Source organism: Acidovorax sp. 22279 (assembly GCF_052045435.1).
In the GTDB taxonomy this organism is placed as follows: Bacteria; Pseudomonadota; Gammaproteobacteria; order Burkholderiales; family Burkholderiaceae_C; genus Acidovorax; species Acidovorax delafieldii.
The window spans coordinates 130,715-145,679 of the sequence record NZ_JBQEOV010000014.1; the positions used below are offsets into that span (position 1 = coordinate 130,715).

Genomic DNA, 14,965 nt, shown 5'->3' on the forward strand with positions numbered 1-14,965 from the left:
GGCAGGGGGTGCCTGATTTCAAGACAGTTTTTCGTTTGGATATTGACCTGCATCAGCTGCGAGTTGCGGTTGAAGCTGCAGCTCAAGGCGGACCGCTCAAACAATTTAAAAACACTCAACATTGAACGTATCGCCCAAAATTTCAGGGAACGCGATAGCCTAAATACGTGCGGTGCTCCTCGGATTGTTTATTGCGTCGCTGAACTGGTGCAGCTTGTATCGGCACTCGGTTTGCACGCCCTCACCCGGCCCGTACGGGCCACTACCACACGCCGGGTTTCCTCCAGCGCACTGGTACTAGGTGCGTCCGTCCTAGCGATGGTCAAACTAAGTGCCACAGGGGCAGCGCTGTTGTCCACGGAATAGCCCGAGTTATCAAATTTAATATAAGGAGTCGAACCTGCGGCAATATTGTTACCGGTGATGCTGAAATAACTCTTGAGCGCGTCTTGAGTTTGAACGGCTATGTCAGTCCCCTCAGTGTAAGCATTATCACGATTCGTATCCACGTAAACGATCCAACCACTATTCCAGCCAGTTCCCTTGGGAACAACAAACGCATTCCTACCTGTCTTCATGGCCTCACCTTTCGCGGCATTCACCGCGGCCAATAACGAATTGGTTAGCGAGGTAAGCTCTGAATTACGCTGATATTGAACAAAACTAGGCACAGCAAGCGCTGCCAAAACTGCTGCGATAGCTATTGTGACAATAAGTTCAATAAGGGTAAAACCAGCATTACGATTTTTCATAATCATGGCCAACATAGTTTCGGGTCCGTTGCTGCAGCCGTACCCGTGCACGATTTCGTACCGGTAGTCGTCATCTGCAACGCCCCCACCTGGGGATCGGCCTTCACTGGTGTCGCTATCACTCTAACGCAATCGCCAATGGAAAGGGTACTAGAACCGGCAGGACAAGTATCTGAACTTAATATGTAATGAGAATTTGCCAACGTATCACCCGAAAAGGTCTTAAACGGCACAGACGTTGCGGTAACTCCCCCACAAGCTGAGCCGGGGGAGGTGGCAGTCGCGGCGCCCGTCGAAGAATTCGTGGTGAACCCGAGGTAGCAATTCTGCTGAGTGGCGTAGCGCTCTTGTTGCTGAATTAACTGCGCCACGGCAGTCCTGCCCTGTGCTCTACGGCCCTTGAGGACAGAGTCAGTGTAAGCAGGATAAGCAACAGCAGCTAGTATGCCAATGATTGCTACAACAATCATGAGTTCAATTAACGTGAACCCTGCGGAATATTTTTTTACTCTATTCATGGCGCATTCTTCATATCTTGATAATTAAAAATTTGCCGCCAATTTAAGCGTCCAATAGTTTCTTTTGTCGTAACTGGAGGCGCGCTCGTATCAATGCCGCTCTGCGCTTGAGTAAAGCGACGCAATGTTGTCGTGCGAACGCGCCGCCCGGTGCTATCGGAAGGAGTAACCACCGTCTCTGAATCGCTCGATAGAAGCACTGGGGGGCCAAGTAAACCGAGGCTAGAGGGAACATAGGACCCCGACCCACTGTTGATACTCAAGAAATATTGGTTGCCACTACCCAGAGTGTTAGAGCAAGAACCCGCCCCCGAAGTAGTAGAGCCGGGGATCTTAGAGTTGACAGCAGCCGACAATGTTCCTAGATCAAGTGCAGCTTGATCGATTCTTTCTCCAGACACTGGCAAATCAAAATACCAACCAGCTCGGCTAGTTGTATCGGCATTGGTCGCCGGGCGCCCCCACTTGAAGGCGCTTACCGCAATGGCCTTGGTGGTCGTGTTTACTGTACCTGCTTGCAGGCGCCCTCGGCCGGTAATAACACTCGCCCCTGCCGGTGAATCATCGGCAGTAGTAGTGCCATTGTCATAGACAGCATATAAAGACTGGGTTGTTGTGGAAATATTATCACCTGACTCCAAATATTTACCAGTTCCGAAAACCACATAAAAAGACTCCAGCCCACCGACAATTGGACCGGCAAAAGGAGTTGGAGCTGCAAAAATAGGCTGCACCTTAGGACTCGCGTCTCCGGTACGGGCGATGTACAACGGATAAGGAACAGGGCTACCGGCGCTCCCCTTATCAAAGAACGACAATTTATCCATATTCCAATCTGAAGGCGCCTTGCCTGCAAATTTGAGTCTCCAAAGAGCGCCATGAAGGTCACCCATGTAGATATCGGTCATCTCGCCTTGGGTACCATATAGAGCGCTAAAGTTGGCTAGTCCAGTGGCATTGCTTGAAATCAAACTGGAATCCGTGGGGACGGAAACCTTGTAGTAGTTATTACCCAATGACCACGCTGCGCCAGAAGGCTTATCTAGCGCAAGCAGAAAGAGTGCAGGCTTGCCAGTAGCGCTAAATCTACCATCCGCATCAGGAACATAGTTATTCACCCCGCTACCAACTACAGCAAACCAGCGATATGTAACTGTTGAGCTAGTGCCACTGGTCTTTATTTTTAGTATCTTTGGCTCGCCTACAACCTGACCCATATCTTCATCGTCGGCGCGAGTGAACTCCCACATTACACTGGATGCACTAAAATTGGAAGGATTGGATACGTCCAATGCGAAAACTCCGGAGCCCCCTCCTCCAGTACCAGATACGAGAACCGTCTTCCAATCAGTACTTGCCCCTGTATTCGCGACTTGAGCTTCTGAAACTACCGATGGGGCATCAACATAGTTTTGGTGATTATTAGCAAAAGAAGGATCAGTTAAGGCTGATAAATTACGTCCAAGCCAACTGGGAATGTAAGAGAACAACTCATCGCCTGTCGTGGCGTTAAATGCATGCAGCATCCCGTCGTTTGCCCCTGCAAAAACGGCTGGCGTACGCGAATCGTAGGCGGCCCGGAATGCGGTGTACCCGGTTCCGGTGAACGCCTTTGACGGCGCACCAGAATATGAAATATTGGAATTTACGATATCCCCTAACAAAGAGCTACGGACTCTGAAGGGAGCCCCTTCTTTGGTTCTGTCACCACGGAGATAGGCAAGCCTGTCAGCCCCAAGACCATCTGAAGCAGCAGCAGGGCTTGACTTATTCAACTGATCTTGCAGCGCCGTATCAATAGCTGTCCAAGTAAATGCGGTGGCAGTGGTGGTGGATGTAGCCCCCACACGGCCCACGAAGATCTTGCGATTGGTGGCCGGCGAAATCATATTATCCAACCGCTGAGCGGCACTCCAAAGCTGAGTGCCGACAACAAGATTATTGCTGGCGTCCTGCGTAACAGGCTCGGCAACCACATCGCCGCTCCAGTTACTAGTATCGAATTTCGCAGAGTAAGAAACAGAGTTACTAGTAACCTTGCTTCCAGTACTCAACCCCCCGCCCGCAACGCTTCGGGCACTTGTAGAAGCTCTACTGAAGATCTCATCGAAAGCGGTGAGCACTTCCCGAGCCGGAGAAGTTTTCGACGTGTTATAAACATAATAAGTATTAGCCTCACCCGCCTCGTTGGCTTTCTGCCAGACATTATTATTATTTACATTGTTTTGATCTTTGAATGGATTACCTTTGACATTGTATGGTTTTTGACCGGGATTGGTAGGATCTGTTTCAAATCCACCATATTTAGCAGCCATAAAGAATTGATTGGCTGTGCGGCGGGTATTGTCGTCGTTCTGAGCACCATATTCATTCACGTCAAACACGAAAGTTTTGACACGTAGCCCAGGACGCTGTTTAGCTGAATCAGCTGTCCACCCTGCACCTCGGATGTCATGCGTCCTTGCCCAATACGCCGAGCCCATAATTTGACTACGATCAGTCCCAGTAGGCACACTGTTATTTGCCGTATTTGGATTTGAGATAGACTGCGTATTCCCCTGCCCATCCAAATAGGTACCAGTGGTATTTTTTTCGAACTTCTGAACAATACCCCGCCAATAATTTATGTCAGGAATATTATTGGCAGCACTGGCAGTAGGAAGACGATTGCCATCGTGGGTGTTTATATCACCCACAACCACAATATTACTCTTTACGCAAGAGTAGTCGCTAGCATTGCTACGACCATCTCCGTATGGGTCAGTCCAGGATGTAAAGTAGGGGAAGCCATCTGCCATCGTTGCCGTAATGGTGCCGCTGATAGAGTCGGCGCTCGGCTGCAGGCCTTGCAAATAACGAAGTGTCTCGTAGTGCAACTCACCAACGGGGTCATATTTCTTGTATACCCCGGGTGTAGGCCCAGTGCGACCGAATTTATTCAAATAATTGATAACCCCGCTGATGGCGGGCGAAGAATTAGAGTCCGGATTATCGTAAAAAACCCCCGTATTCGCATTCCACTCAGCTTTTGGATTTCCACCCGACGGAGTATTATCCTGCCCAGTAATACTATAAGTCTTCGTCCCGACATATTTCATGGGTGCGCGAAGAACTCCACCATAGCGCCCACCAGAGTTATAACTGGCTGTTTGATCCAGCAAATAACCAAATGCTGCGAGCCGCATTTGATCACTGTATTTTTGAATTACACCGGTAGGCTTGTAGTTACCGCTTGGGTATTGCTTGCAAAAATTATAGTTACGAGAATCCTGCAAAGTGCCAGATACAGCATTACATACTTGTACCCGAGCATAGAAAAATCCATCAGAATTTAGCGCTGCTGTGGATGTTGGCGGTGTCCAAGACCCGGAGTAGTCAGCAATATAGCAACTCTTGGATTGACCCGACCAAGGATCTCCAAAAACCGCATTGGTGCATGAAACACCATTGTATGCGGGCGCTACTTTCCACTTATTGGTTCCACCAGATTTTGCACCATACCAGACCTCTTTCACGCCTGTGAAACTGCATGTTGCATTTTCAGCAGCACATAGTGTGGAGCTGCTGGGCCGATTGGACGTGCTGTTTGTAATCGGACCAATGGCCGTGGAACTGGTACTTGCACCCAATGTATATGCTGAAGTGTTGCCACAACCTCCCGTTTGGGAAGTTCCAAAATAAATACGATTCAGAGTGTTGGCAACGTAGATGTCACTGCCGTTAGCGGCAGTGATCATGGCAGTGGGAACGGCCCCCCAGTAAGTCCCAGCGCCACCACCATCTTTTGACAATTGCTTCGCTGGAAAGTTGGTGCTGTTCCACATACAAGTGGGATCACCATTAGGAATAACGGCACGCTGCAAAATTGTCAGAGATGCCGTATCGATATACCGATCCCCGCCGGACAGAGCGAGGCGAAGCATGTCAATCGCTGAACTCGACGCCCAATTCAAAAAATTACCACTGAATGCATTCGAACATTTACGAGCCGCAGCCGCGCCGATACGGTCAAAGCGCTTGTAGTCGGCAACAGTTTGTGTACCAGTAGGCGTCTCTAAAGGGGCATCATTATAAGAATAGCAACTTTCAGCATCATAATAACCCAGATACTCCTTTGCAGAGTTGTAGGTATTATCCGTACTGCCACCAGGAGTGTATTGGGCTCCAACAGTTGGAAATTCGACAGACAACGCAAGCGCCAAAGCTGGCTTATCGACGACGACAGCCGCATACAAAGGCTCTGTGGCAAGCGCCACAGCCGGAATCGCAGGGGGAGTTCCGCTTCCAATTGCGACAAAAGAAACAGCGATAACAAGTGGCGCCAACCCCCACGCAAGATATGCGGCTCGCGTGCCGGGCAATACATCTTGAAATTTCCGACGCATGTTTGCGCCGACAATCACCAGATTTTCAGACAATTTTGACATATTCGTTTCACCACTCAATTTCTATAAATCATCTGAACCACACCTTGCGTCTCTCCATTAGGACCAAACCCCATCGATGTGACTCTATAGATATAGGAGGGACCAGACCCTGCCGTGGGATCGGTGGTTCTATAAGATTTCACGCCGTATCGGTCAAGAATGGGTTCTATGACATAGCGAGGTGGCTTTGCTGGCTGTATACCCTTGACTCCCGACGGAAAATCCCGTCCTGTGTATGTGCCCAACTGTACCGACTTCGCACCAGTGCTCGAATCCGTGAAATCAACAGTCAACCATGCAGGTTTACCAGCTTCTTTCAGCGCACATAGACCAACACTTTGTCCCGAGTCGCCACAGTTGTCTATGAACTTAGCGAGATCTACATCACCTCGCTTGAATATAGTATTGCGCTTGTTTGGAGAGGCTGCAGGGAGGCCTTCAATATCAAACTCTGCATCTATCAAGCCTGCTTCAGCCCCCTGCCAAGCGATCTGCATATCTCTTTCATTTCGAGTCCCACGCTCGCCCATCATGGATATCTGTATGCCCCCCACACCAAGCACCGAAACCACGATAAGAATTAGCATCACAACGATCAGCGAGAGCCCGTGCTGATTCATTGATATTTGATTTATTTTCTGCGAATATGCTTTTTTCATATCAGTACTCGCCCTGAAAATTGCGCAGATGTACCGTAAACGTAACGACTTGCCTCAAACGATTATCCGTTGTAGGCGTGTAAACAGTACCTGGGTCTGTCGTGTTGTTGGCAAAACCGGATCCTTTGGTGCCACTCGCAGATCCTTTAGAAATTCCCAGGGGATAAAAAGTTTGGCTGCTGCTATCGATAGCAGAGCCAGGTGGTCCACGCAGTACGACGCCAATTCTTATACTTCTGACACGCTGCCAATTAGCATATGTAGCAGCATCATTGCCAGCGACCGTAAGCTGATCTGCCCGTAAATATCGCTCGGGAATCGAGTCAGCTGAAGTGGATGGAATAGGTACAGTTGTGTTCCCTGGCGCAATACCATCGACACCATAAAGAACCTGAAAATTCTCGACCCCAGAAATAATAGGCTGCACGTCATAAGGCGCTGCACCAGTATCCGATCGCGAGCACAAAAGAGAAGGCTCGCCGTCTAATCCGACGCCCACATGGAGAATACTGACCAGTTTATCATCCAGTCCTGTAGGGATCGCCGTAGATGCAACACCCGCGCAGTCAATCATGGTACTGTCTGAGGCTGTAGCATCCGGAGTTGACGAGCTAGTTTGATGCCTCAGTACCAGAATATCACTTCCATAGCCAACCTGTCCGGATGTGCGTGTAGTACCTGAATCCCAAGTCGCAGTAGATGTACGGGAGGCATTATTCAATCCAAAAACGTTTGGCGGGGGAGTGCCCGCTCCGTACGATTGATTTGTTTTGGCAGTTGTATCGGTTGCAAACCTGATATCTCTATAACCAGCCTGCACGCCGAGGCGCTGCGTAAGGCTTTGCAAATACCGCCCGTTATCACGCAACTGCGAGGCTGCATCAACTGCAGTAAACCCTTGGCGAGAAATCAACAAAGAAGCAGCGGCCGCAAGAGCAATCAACAAGCCTAGAGCCATAGCCACCATCAGCTCAATGAGAGTGACCCCTTTTTGGAGGCTAGTCACTCGGTGGCGCCTCCCAAATCCATCACGGAAAGTTGAGCGCTTAATCATGTCACGTTCCCACTGGTCACAGGAACCACTACGTAGGGTCGGCTCGCGCTGTCGCTTGCCCTTTCGAGTGCTGCGCTGCCGGTTTGGCTTTTGTCCGTCACAGTCCGCGTCCAACCGATTTTGATGAACACGATTTCATCAGCCCCCGTTGCGTTGCAGGTCCATTGAGGAAGGCCACTGGAGTCGTATGGAGTGCCGTCAAAACACACAGTGACGCGAGCGTCGGGCAGATCAGCCGCTACGCGAGCCAGCCAATCCGTCATTTCTGCAGTGGCAACATCCAGCGTGGATGTGCAACCGGTAGATGCATTACCGACAGCCATGCAATAGCTAGGCGATGAAATAGTCATTGACGTCACCAAGTAGGGATTAGCAGCCGCAGTGGTTTTTACGGCAATTTCTTTGTTGCCACGCATCATTTCAGCTAACTCGCGGGCATAAACCACTGCCTGAGCTTGAAGACGGGCATCACGATTAGCCTGAAGTGCAAATGCTTGCATGCCCACGGTCCCCAACATGCCGAAGGCCAAAATTACGATGGCTACCAAGATCTCCACCAAAGTGAAGCCGCCTTCGTTTCGGTGAATATCCACATTTTGAGTGGATGGTTGGTAGCGGATTGCGCCACATGAAGATCGAGATTTCATGCACATATCTTACGAAGCGACTGGTATTTAGGGTAGGCGCAGCCGAACCGCTTGTGCGCTCGGATTGACCGTCGAGCGCCAAAGAGAAGTTCAACAGCCTCGAGCATGCAGTTGCGTCCTCACACTGCGCTGACAAGTTCCATCAAAGACAAGTACGCGGGCGGGAGCCCAGTGCCCCTGTCTGAACTCCATGCGCTCAGGGCCGCGCTAACCACTGGTTGACTAATGTTTGTGGCGATGCCAGCGCATTCGGTTTTTGCTTCACGCAAGCGATCATGACTTGAGGCCGTCTACGGACCCCTCGAGCATGTTTACAACCAAACCGTCAGCAAAGGTCCATTTGCGCAGTTGAAGTATGTTTCAGCAATGTCCATTTGTTGTTACCTGCATCCCCAGAGACAATGCTGCATAACATGACTTCTTCGCAACGCCCCCAAAGCCAGCAAAGTTCCGACGCATTCGACCCGGATTCAACCCTGGCATTCCAGCGTCGCATGGAGCGGGCGCCGGAATGGTTTTGTTCTTTTCTCGCGGGCAACAGCAGAGAAAAGAGCCGCTTGCGCCGCGAGATGGCCACCATGAAAGGCTCGGTGGTCTGGCTGGTGCAGCAGCGCCGCCAGGGCACCTGGAGTGCCGAGGAACGTGCCCACCTGCGGGATGTGATGCGGTCTGCCTCTTCGGTCAGCCCTTATCTTTTTATTTGGGTGATCCCCGGCTCGATGCTGCTGCTGCCCTTCATGGCGTGGTTTCTGGACAAGCAACGCAAACGGCGGGAACGCAAGCTTTTGCGATAGCACTGCACTGGGCTGAAGGATATAGCGCGCTCAAAAAACAGCCCAGTCGGCCTGCCCCTGCGGTCTCAGCCTAGGGGCTATGCCCAGTTGCTGGTAATGACCACCAGCATACCCGCCCCCACCAGCCCCAGCTGCCAGCGCAAGGCCGTTGACCACGATGGCACATGACGCTCCACTCGCAGATACAACAGACGCCCAGCTGCCAGCGACAGCCCAAACGCCAGGAGCATGCCCACGGCGTTCAGCGCTGGTGATGCAGGCCAGAGGTGGCTGACCACCGCGTTCACAAGCAAGCACACGGCAAAGTGCACCAGAAACACCGAGTACGACATCTGGCCGAGCTTTACGAGCGGCGACACACCGGAAAAGCTGCGCATGCGCGCAGAGCGCATGGCCACCACCAGGCACAAGGCCGTGACCGCAGCCACGGCAATGCGTGCCCGGAAATCCACCGCCAGCGCTGCCCCCACCAGCAGCACCATGAGGCAGACCCATGCCTGCGCCTGCGGCGCCCGCACCGCCCAGTAGGCCAACATGCCCAGGCCGTAGGCACCAAAAAAGTACAGCGCCCACATGTCCAAACCCGCGATGCGGTTGAAAACCCATAGCGAGGCAGCAGTCACCAACAGCACCAGCCCCTGCGACAAGGCCGCTGCATGGTGCTGTACCCAGCGCACAGGCAGCGCACGTACACCGGCCAGCATCAGCACGGTCAGCGCAAAGAGTTGAAAGTCGATGGCCACGTACCACACGCCAGCCGACAAAGCGCCTTCACCCACGATATCCTGCAGCAGCAAGGCGTTCGCCAACAGTTGGGACAAGGTGGGTTGGTCGGGCACGGAGTGGTGCTCCATCCAAGGTCGCACGAGGGCGGCGACCACCACCGCCAGCATCAACGCCACTGCATAAGGCACCACCAGCCGCACGAAGCGTTTGGCAATGGCGGTGCCCGCATGATCGAAACGCGCAAAGCCCTGGGGCGCAAGGCTCGCAGCAGCCAGGTACCCACCCAACACCAGAAACACCTGCACCGCCATGCGCCCATAGTCATATAGCCACGCTATGAGTGATGGAGCCAAGGGATGGGCGATGTCGGACATCGGGCCATAAAAGGCCAAGTGGTGCCACACGATGGTGGCGCAAGCCATGCCCTTGATCATGTCGATCAAGGGTGTGCGGGATGTGGACGAGGACATAGGGCGAGGTGTTGAATCCCTGCGGGCAGTGCGCCGCTGGATATCCGGATTCCCTCCGCGCTGATTCGCCTGCTACGCAAAGCAGCAAGACGAACTGGACCGAGGATGGAACAACAAAACCCGCTATTGTCCTCCGTTAGAGGATTTTTTGCACAGCTGCACTGTCTCCCGCTGGTCTGCCATCACCTGCAGCGGGCTCGATGAACGAGAGTCCCCCTACCGCGCGAGGCGTGGAGACCCTCAGTAACGCAGACTGCCTTCCGCGTCCACGATAGCCAGCTCCACATAGGTCGACCCATTGTGGTTGCGCGGCGAATACTTCACGCTGAAACGACCAAAAGCAATTTCACCCGCGTCTTCCATCGTTTTGGAGAACGACTCGGTAGTCAGGTTGCGCCCCGTGCGGCGTAGCCCTTCCACCAGCAAGCGTGCGTGGACAAAACCTTCAAACTGCGAAGCCGAGGGCTGAGCGCCGGGCGACTTGGCACGCAGCAGGCTCAGATATTCGGCCACCACCGGGATAGTGGTGTTGCGCAGCGAAGGCATGATCTGCGCCAGGATGATGCCCCGCGCCTTGTCCCTGAGTTCGCGCTGGATCACGTCCATGCTGGCCACGGAGAACCCGTAGTAGGCAGGACGCGCCGCCGTGGCCTGCACCGCCTTGATGTAGCTCGTGAAAGTGGTGCCGCCGGTCGCCACGATCACAGCCTGGGGTTGGGCTTTTTCGGTCGCCTGTGCGGCGGCGGCAAAGTCGGGCTGCTTGGGGTCCACCTTGATCTCGGCCACAAAGGGCAGCTTCTCCTCGTCCGAAGCTTTCTTGAGCTCACCTGCCAGTGTCTTGCCCAGGCCGTCGTCCTGAAAGAACACCGCCACACGGGTGATGCCTTGCTGGCGCAGCTGCGACACGATCTTGCTGGCCTCGTTGGCATAACCCGCACGCACATGGAACACATATGGATTGAACGCCTCGCGAAACACCGAGGCGCCTGTGACGGGGCCAAACAGCACAGTGCGCTGCTCCTTGATCAGCGGCAGGATGGCCGCCGTCTGCGCCGTACCGGTGCTATGGAAAATCATGAACACCTTGTCGTTCTCCAGCAGCTGGCGCGTGTTTTCCACGGCCCTTTGCGGGTCGAAAGCATCATCGAGCGTGGTGTACCGGATCATGCGGCCATGTACCCCGCCCTGCGCGTTCACCGCATCGAACAGCAGTCGCGAGCCCTCGCCGTACTGCGCCGTCTGCGGCCCGAGCGGCCCCGACAGCACGACCGAGGCACCCAGCCGGATTTCATCGGCGGTCACGCCTTCATTGCGGGCATGAACCAGGGTGGTGGCGCACACGGCCAGCAGGCACACAAAAGCACGGAACATCAGGCATCTCCCTCGCAACATGGTGACAAGGCCGGCGAACGTGGCACCAGCATTCATTGATTATTTTTCATCACCATTATCGGTAGGGGACTTCTCCTCCTCACGCGGGTTTCCCCTCGGGTGCGTCACCGCAAAGACACCGCTCGAACACATCCCACAAAGACATTCGCCCGCCATGTGCGGATACACATGGCGGGCGAAACAAACGGCGGGGTTAGGGAAGAAGGACGGCCGAACGCCCCCAGAGGCACAAAGCCACCGCCCCTCACACAGAGCGCAGATTCAGAGCTTGAGACGGGCGCGGGCCGCCTCGTATTCACTGCGCAGCTTGGCGACCAGTTCGGCGGTGCTGGTCACGGCGTTGATGGAGCCGATGCCCTGGCCGCAGCCCCAAATGTCCTTCCAGGCCTTCTTGGCGTCGCCGCCAAAGTTCATCTTGCTGGGGTCGGACTCGGGCAGGTTGTCCGGGTCCATGCCGGCCGCGCGGATCGAGGGCGCCAGGTAGTTGCCATGCACGCCCGTGAACAGGTTGCTGTAGACGATGTCGTCCGAGTTGCCGTCCACGATGGCTTGTTTGTAGGCCTCGCTGGCGCGGGCCTCATGGGTGGCGATGAAGGCCGAACCGATGTAGCCAAAGTCCGCCCCCATGGCCTGTGCAGCCAGCACTGCGCCGCCACTGGCAATAGAGCCGCTGAGCGCCAGCGGGCCGTCGAACCACTGGCGGATTTCCTGGATCAGCGCAAACGGGCTCTTGGTGCCAGCATGACCACCAGCACCGGCCGCCACGGCGATCAGGCCGTCAGCGCCCTTCTCAATCGCCTTGTGCGCGAACTTGTTGTTGATGATGTCGTGCAGCACCACGCCGCCCCAGGCATGCACGGCCTGGTTCACGTCCTCGCGCGCACCCAGGCTGGTGATGATGATCGGCACCTTGTACTTGGCGCACACCTGCATGTCGTGCTCCAGCCGATCGTTGCTCTTGTGCACGATCTGGTTGATGGCAAACGGCGCAGCAGGCTTGTCGGGGTTCGCCTTGTTGTAGGCCGCCAAGGTCTCGGTGATCTCGGCCAGCCACTCGTCCAGCAGTTCGGCAGGGCGGGCATTGAGCGCGGGCATGGAGCCCACCACACCGGCCTTGCACTGCTCGATCACGAGCTTGGGGTTGCTGATGATGAACAGCGGCGAGCCGATGACGGGCAGCGACAGGTTTTGCAACACGGGAGGCAGTTTGGACATGGCAACAACTTCCAGAACAAGAATAGGGATGGAATAGGCCGGATGCGCTAGTGAATCATGCGTCCGTAGCTATCATTTTTATATCAAGGCCCCTGCCCCGCAGGTGGCCTGTCTCCTCACGGCACGCCAGTCCTTCAGAAGGCTTCCAGCGCCAGCTCGGTCACGCTGGCCGCGCCTTCCACAATGCTGTCGCGCAGGCCTGGGGCCTTCACCAGGATGTGGTCGGCATAGAACTGGGCCGTGGTGATTTTTGCGCGCATGAAGGCTTCGTCCTGTCCCTTGTGCAACAGGTCTTGCGCCACCAGCAGGCTGCGTGCCAGCTGCCAGCCCGCCACCACATTGCCCGCCAGCATCAGGTAGGGCACGCTGCCCGCAAACACGGCGTTGGGTTGGGCCTTGGTGCCACCGGCTACAAAGTCGATCACGTCGAGCAGCGCCTTGCGCGCCGCCGTCAGGCGTTTGGCCACGGCCAGCGCAGCGGGCGTGCCACTGGCCAGCAGGTCGGCCTCGGTCTTCTCGATCTGCGCGGCGATGCCCTTGGCCACCTGCCCGCCATCGCGTGCCGTCTTGCGGCCGACGAGGTCGTTGGCCTGGATGGCGGTGGTGCCTTCGTAGATGGTCAGGATCTTGGCGTCGCGGTAGTACTGGGCCGCGCCGGTTTCTTCGATGAAGCCCATGCCACCATGCACCTGCACACCGAGGCTGGTCACTTCCAGGCTGGTCTCGGTGCTGTAGCCCTTGACCAGCGGCACCATGAATTCATAGAACGCCTGGTTCTGCTTGCGCGTGTCGGCATCGGGGTGGTGGTGTGCGGCATCAAACGCCGCAGCCGCCACCGTGGCCATGGCGCGGCAACCCTCAACGGTAGCGCGCATGGTCATGAGCATGCGCTTGACGTCAGGGTGGTGAATGATGGCGGCGCTGGCGTTGATGCTGCCGTCCACGGGGCGGCTCTGCACGCGGTCTTTGGCGTACTGCACAGCCTTTTGGTAGGCGCGCTCGGAGATCGCGATGCCCTGCATGCCCACGGCGTAGCGGGCCGCATTCATCATGATGAACATGTACTCCAGGCCCCGGTTCTCCTGGCCCACCAGGTAGCCCACCGCGCCGCCGTGGTCGCCAAACTGCAGCACGGCCGTGGGCGATGCCTTGATGCCCAGCTTGTGCTCGATGCTCACGCAATGCGCGTCATTCCGCGCGCCCAGGCTTCCATCCTTGTTGACCATGAACTTGGGCACCACGAACAGGCTGATGCCCTTGACGCCCTCCGGCGCGCCCTGCACGCGGGCCAGCACCAGGTGGATGATGTTTTCGGCCATGTCGTGCTCACCGTAGGTGATGAAGATCTTGGTGCCGAAAATCTTGTAGGTGCCGTCGGGCTGGGGTTCTGCACGCGTACGCACCAGGGCCAGGTCCGAGCCCGCCTGGGGTTCGGTTAGGTTCATGGTGCCAGTCCACTCGCCGGTCACCAGCTTTTCGAGGTAGGTGGCCTTGAGTTCATCGCTGCCTGCTGTCAGCAGCGCCTCGATGGCGCCGTCGGTCAGCAGCGGGCACAGCGCAAAGCTCATGTTGGCGCTGTTGGTCATCTCGATGCAGGCCGCGCCGATGGTCTTGGGCAGGCCCTGGCCGCCAAAGTCGGCGGGGTGCTGCAGGCCTTGCCAGCCGCCTTTGCCATATTGGCGGAAGGCTTCCTTGAAGCCGGGGGTGGTGGTGACCACGCCGTCTTTCCAGCTCGACGGGTTCTTGTCGCCTTCCCAGTTGAGCGGCGACAACACCCCTTCGTTGAACTTGGCACACTCTTCCAGCACGGCGGCGGCCGTGTCCAGCCCGGCATCTTCAAAACCAGGGATTTGCGCGATCTGTTCAATGTTGGCCAGGTGCTCGATGGCGAACAGCATGTCCTTGACGGGGGCGGTGTAGCTCATGGGTGTCTCCGGGAAAGCGAAATTTCGTCAAAAAAAAGGCATCGCGAGCGATGCCTTTGTGTGCACAGGGGCGTTCTTACAGGGCCTTGACCAGTTCAGGCACAGCCGTGAACAGATCCGCTTCCAGCCCATAGTCGGCCACGCTGAAGATCGGCGCCTCAGGGTCCTTGTTGATCGCCACGATCACCTTGGAGTCCTTCATGCCCGCCAAGTGCTGGATAGCACCCGAGATACCGGCAGCCACATACAACTGCGGTGCCACGATCTTGCCGGTCTGGCCCACTTGCCAGTCGTTCGGTGCGTAGCCCGCGTCCACCGCTGCGCGGCTGGCACCCAGGGCGGCGCCCAGCTTGTCGGCCAGGGGCGTCATGACTTCGTCGAACTTT

12 protein-coding genes are annotated in these 14,965 nt (G+C 55.6%); 1 reads left to right on the forward strand and 11 read right to left on the reverse strand.

The window, feature by feature from the left end; genetic code table 11:
* Positions 1 to 188: 188 nt before the first annotated feature.
* The 6 genes from ACTJKQ_RS18525 to pilV are packed head-to-tail and all read right to left on the reverse strand — an operon-like array spanning position 189 to position 8,057.
* The gene (locus ACTJKQ_RS18525; protein WP_156379533.1) at positions 189 to 767 is read right to left on the reverse strand and encodes a GspH/FimT family pseudopilin; all 579 of its coding nucleotides are present in this window, start codon (positions 765 to 767) and stop codon (positions 189 to 191) included.
* Positions 755 to 1,270 carry a type IV pilin protein gene (locus ACTJKQ_RS18530; protein ID WP_056064943.1) on the reverse strand — a complete coding sequence of 172 codons (516 nt, stop codon included), beginning with the start codon at positions 1,268 to 1,270 and terminating at the stop codon, positions 755 to 757. Before ACTJKQ_RS18530 ends, ACTJKQ_RS18525 begins: the two co-directional genes overlap by 13 nt.
* Positions 1,267 to 5,697, reverse strand: a complete 4,431-nt coding sequence (locus ACTJKQ_RS18535; RefSeq protein ID WP_440597677.1) for a pilus assembly protein — start codon at positions 5,695 to 5,697, stop codon at positions 1,267 to 1,269. The genes ACTJKQ_RS18530 and ACTJKQ_RS18535 overlap by 4 nt, the downstream gene beginning before the upstream one ends.
* 14 nt (positions 5,698 to 5,711) lie before the next feature.
* On the reverse strand, positions 5,712 to 6,356 hold the full coding sequence (locus ACTJKQ_RS18540; RefSeq protein WP_082522486.1) for a pilus assembly PilX family protein: 645 nt from the start codon (positions 6,354 to 6,356) through the stop codon (positions 5,712 to 5,714).
* Between the two features lies 1 nt (position 6,357).
* Positions 6,358 to 7,362, reverse strand: coding sequence for a PilW family protein (locus ACTJKQ_RS18545; protein WP_255356918.1), 1,005 nt, complete (start codon positions 7,360 to 7,362; stop codon positions 6,358 to 6,360).
* A 44-nt stretch (positions 7,363 to 7,406) separates the two neighbouring features.
* A complete protein-coding gene (gene pilV / locus ACTJKQ_RS18550) occupies positions 7,407 to 8,057 on the reverse strand; it encodes a type IV pilus modification protein PilV (protein WP_082522507.1) in 651 nt (216 codons plus the stop codon).
* Between the two features lie 401 nt (positions 8,058 to 8,458).
* On the opposite strand from pilV, the gene ACTJKQ_RS18555 reads away from it, so the two are divergent.
* Positions 8,459 to 8,851 (forward strand): hypothetical protein, encoded by a 393-nt coding sequence (locus tag ACTJKQ_RS18555; RefSeq protein WP_440597678.1) that lies wholly within the window; start codon positions 8,459 to 8,461, stop codon positions 8,849 to 8,851.
* 77 nt (positions 8,852 to 8,928) lie between these two features.
* Here ACTJKQ_RS18555 and ACTJKQ_RS18560 read toward each other — a convergent pair whose 3' ends face one another.
* The 5 genes from ACTJKQ_RS18560 to ACTJKQ_RS18580 form a co-directional block, all read right to left on the reverse strand.
* On the reverse strand, positions 8,929 to 10,047 hold the full coding sequence (locus tag ACTJKQ_RS18560) for an acyltransferase family protein (RefSeq protein WP_440597679.1): 1,119 nt from the start codon (positions 10,045 to 10,047) through the stop codon (positions 8,929 to 8,931).
* A 240-nt stretch (positions 10,048 to 10,287) separates the two neighbouring features.
* The gene (locus ACTJKQ_RS18565; RefSeq protein ID WP_440597680.1) at positions 10,288 to 11,418 is read right to left on the reverse strand and encodes an ABC transporter substrate-binding protein; all 1,131 of its coding nucleotides are present in this window, start codon (positions 11,416 to 11,418) and stop codon (positions 10,288 to 10,290) included.
* A 282-nt stretch (positions 11,419 to 11,700) separates the two neighbouring features.
* The gene (locus ACTJKQ_RS18570) at positions 11,701 to 12,654 is read right to left on the reverse strand and encodes an NAD(P)H-dependent flavin oxidoreductase (protein ID WP_108498970.1); all 954 of its coding nucleotides are present in this window, start codon (positions 12,652 to 12,654) and stop codon (positions 11,701 to 11,703) included.
* Between the two features lie 134 nt (positions 12,655 to 12,788).
* Entirely contained in the window at positions 12,789 to 14,579 is a 1,791-nt protein-coding gene (locus ACTJKQ_RS18575; protein WP_440597681.1) for an acyl-CoA dehydrogenase, read from the reverse strand.
* A 76-nt stretch (positions 14,580 to 14,655) separates the two neighbouring features.
* Positions 14,656 to 14,965 (reverse strand): electron transfer flavoprotein subunit alpha/FixB family protein (locus ACTJKQ_RS18580; protein WP_440597682.1); only part of this gene is annotated, 310 nt, incomplete at its 5' end.

Excerpts from the sequence above, each read along its gene's own strand:
- pilV (WP_082522507.1), bottom strand. The coding sequence starts at position 8,057 with ATGAAATCTCGATCTTCATGTGGCGCAATCCGCTACCAACCATCCACT.
- ACTJKQ_RS18555 (WP_440597678.1), top strand. The coding sequence starts at position 8,459 with ATGCTGCATAACATGACTTCTTCGCAACGCCCCCAAAGCCAGCAAAGT.
- ACTJKQ_RS18530 (WP_056064943.1), bottom strand. The coding sequence starts at position 1,270 with ATGAATAGAGTAAAAAAATATTCCGCAGGGTTCACGTTAATTGAACTC.
- ACTJKQ_RS18570 (WP_108498970.1), bottom strand. The coding sequence starts at position 12,654 with ATGTCCAAACTGCCTCCCGTGTTGCAAAACCTGTCGCTGCCCGTCATC.
- ACTJKQ_RS18540 (WP_082522486.1), bottom strand. The coding sequence starts at position 6,356 with ATGAAAAAAGCATATTCGCAGAAAATAAATCAAATATCAATGAATCAG.
- ACTJKQ_RS18565 (WP_440597680.1), bottom strand. The coding sequence starts at position 11,418 with ATGTTCCGTGCTTTTGTGTGCCTGCTGGCCGTGTGCGCCACCACCCTG.
- ACTJKQ_RS18560 (WP_440597679.1), bottom strand. The coding sequence starts at position 10,047 with ATGTCCTCGTCCACATCCCGCACACCCTTGATCGACATGATCAAGGGC.
- ACTJKQ_RS18525 (WP_156379533.1), bottom strand. The coding sequence starts at position 767 with ATGTTGGCCATGATTATGAAAAATCGTAATGCTGGTTTTACCCTTATT.
- ACTJKQ_RS18575 (WP_440597681.1), bottom strand. The coding sequence starts at position 14,579 with ATGAGCTACACCGCCCCCGTCAAGGACATGCTGTTCGCCATCGAGCAC.
- ACTJKQ_RS18535 (WP_440597677.1), bottom strand. The coding sequence starts at position 5,697 with ATGTCAAAATTGTCTGAAAATCTGGTGATTGTCGGCGCAAACATGCGT.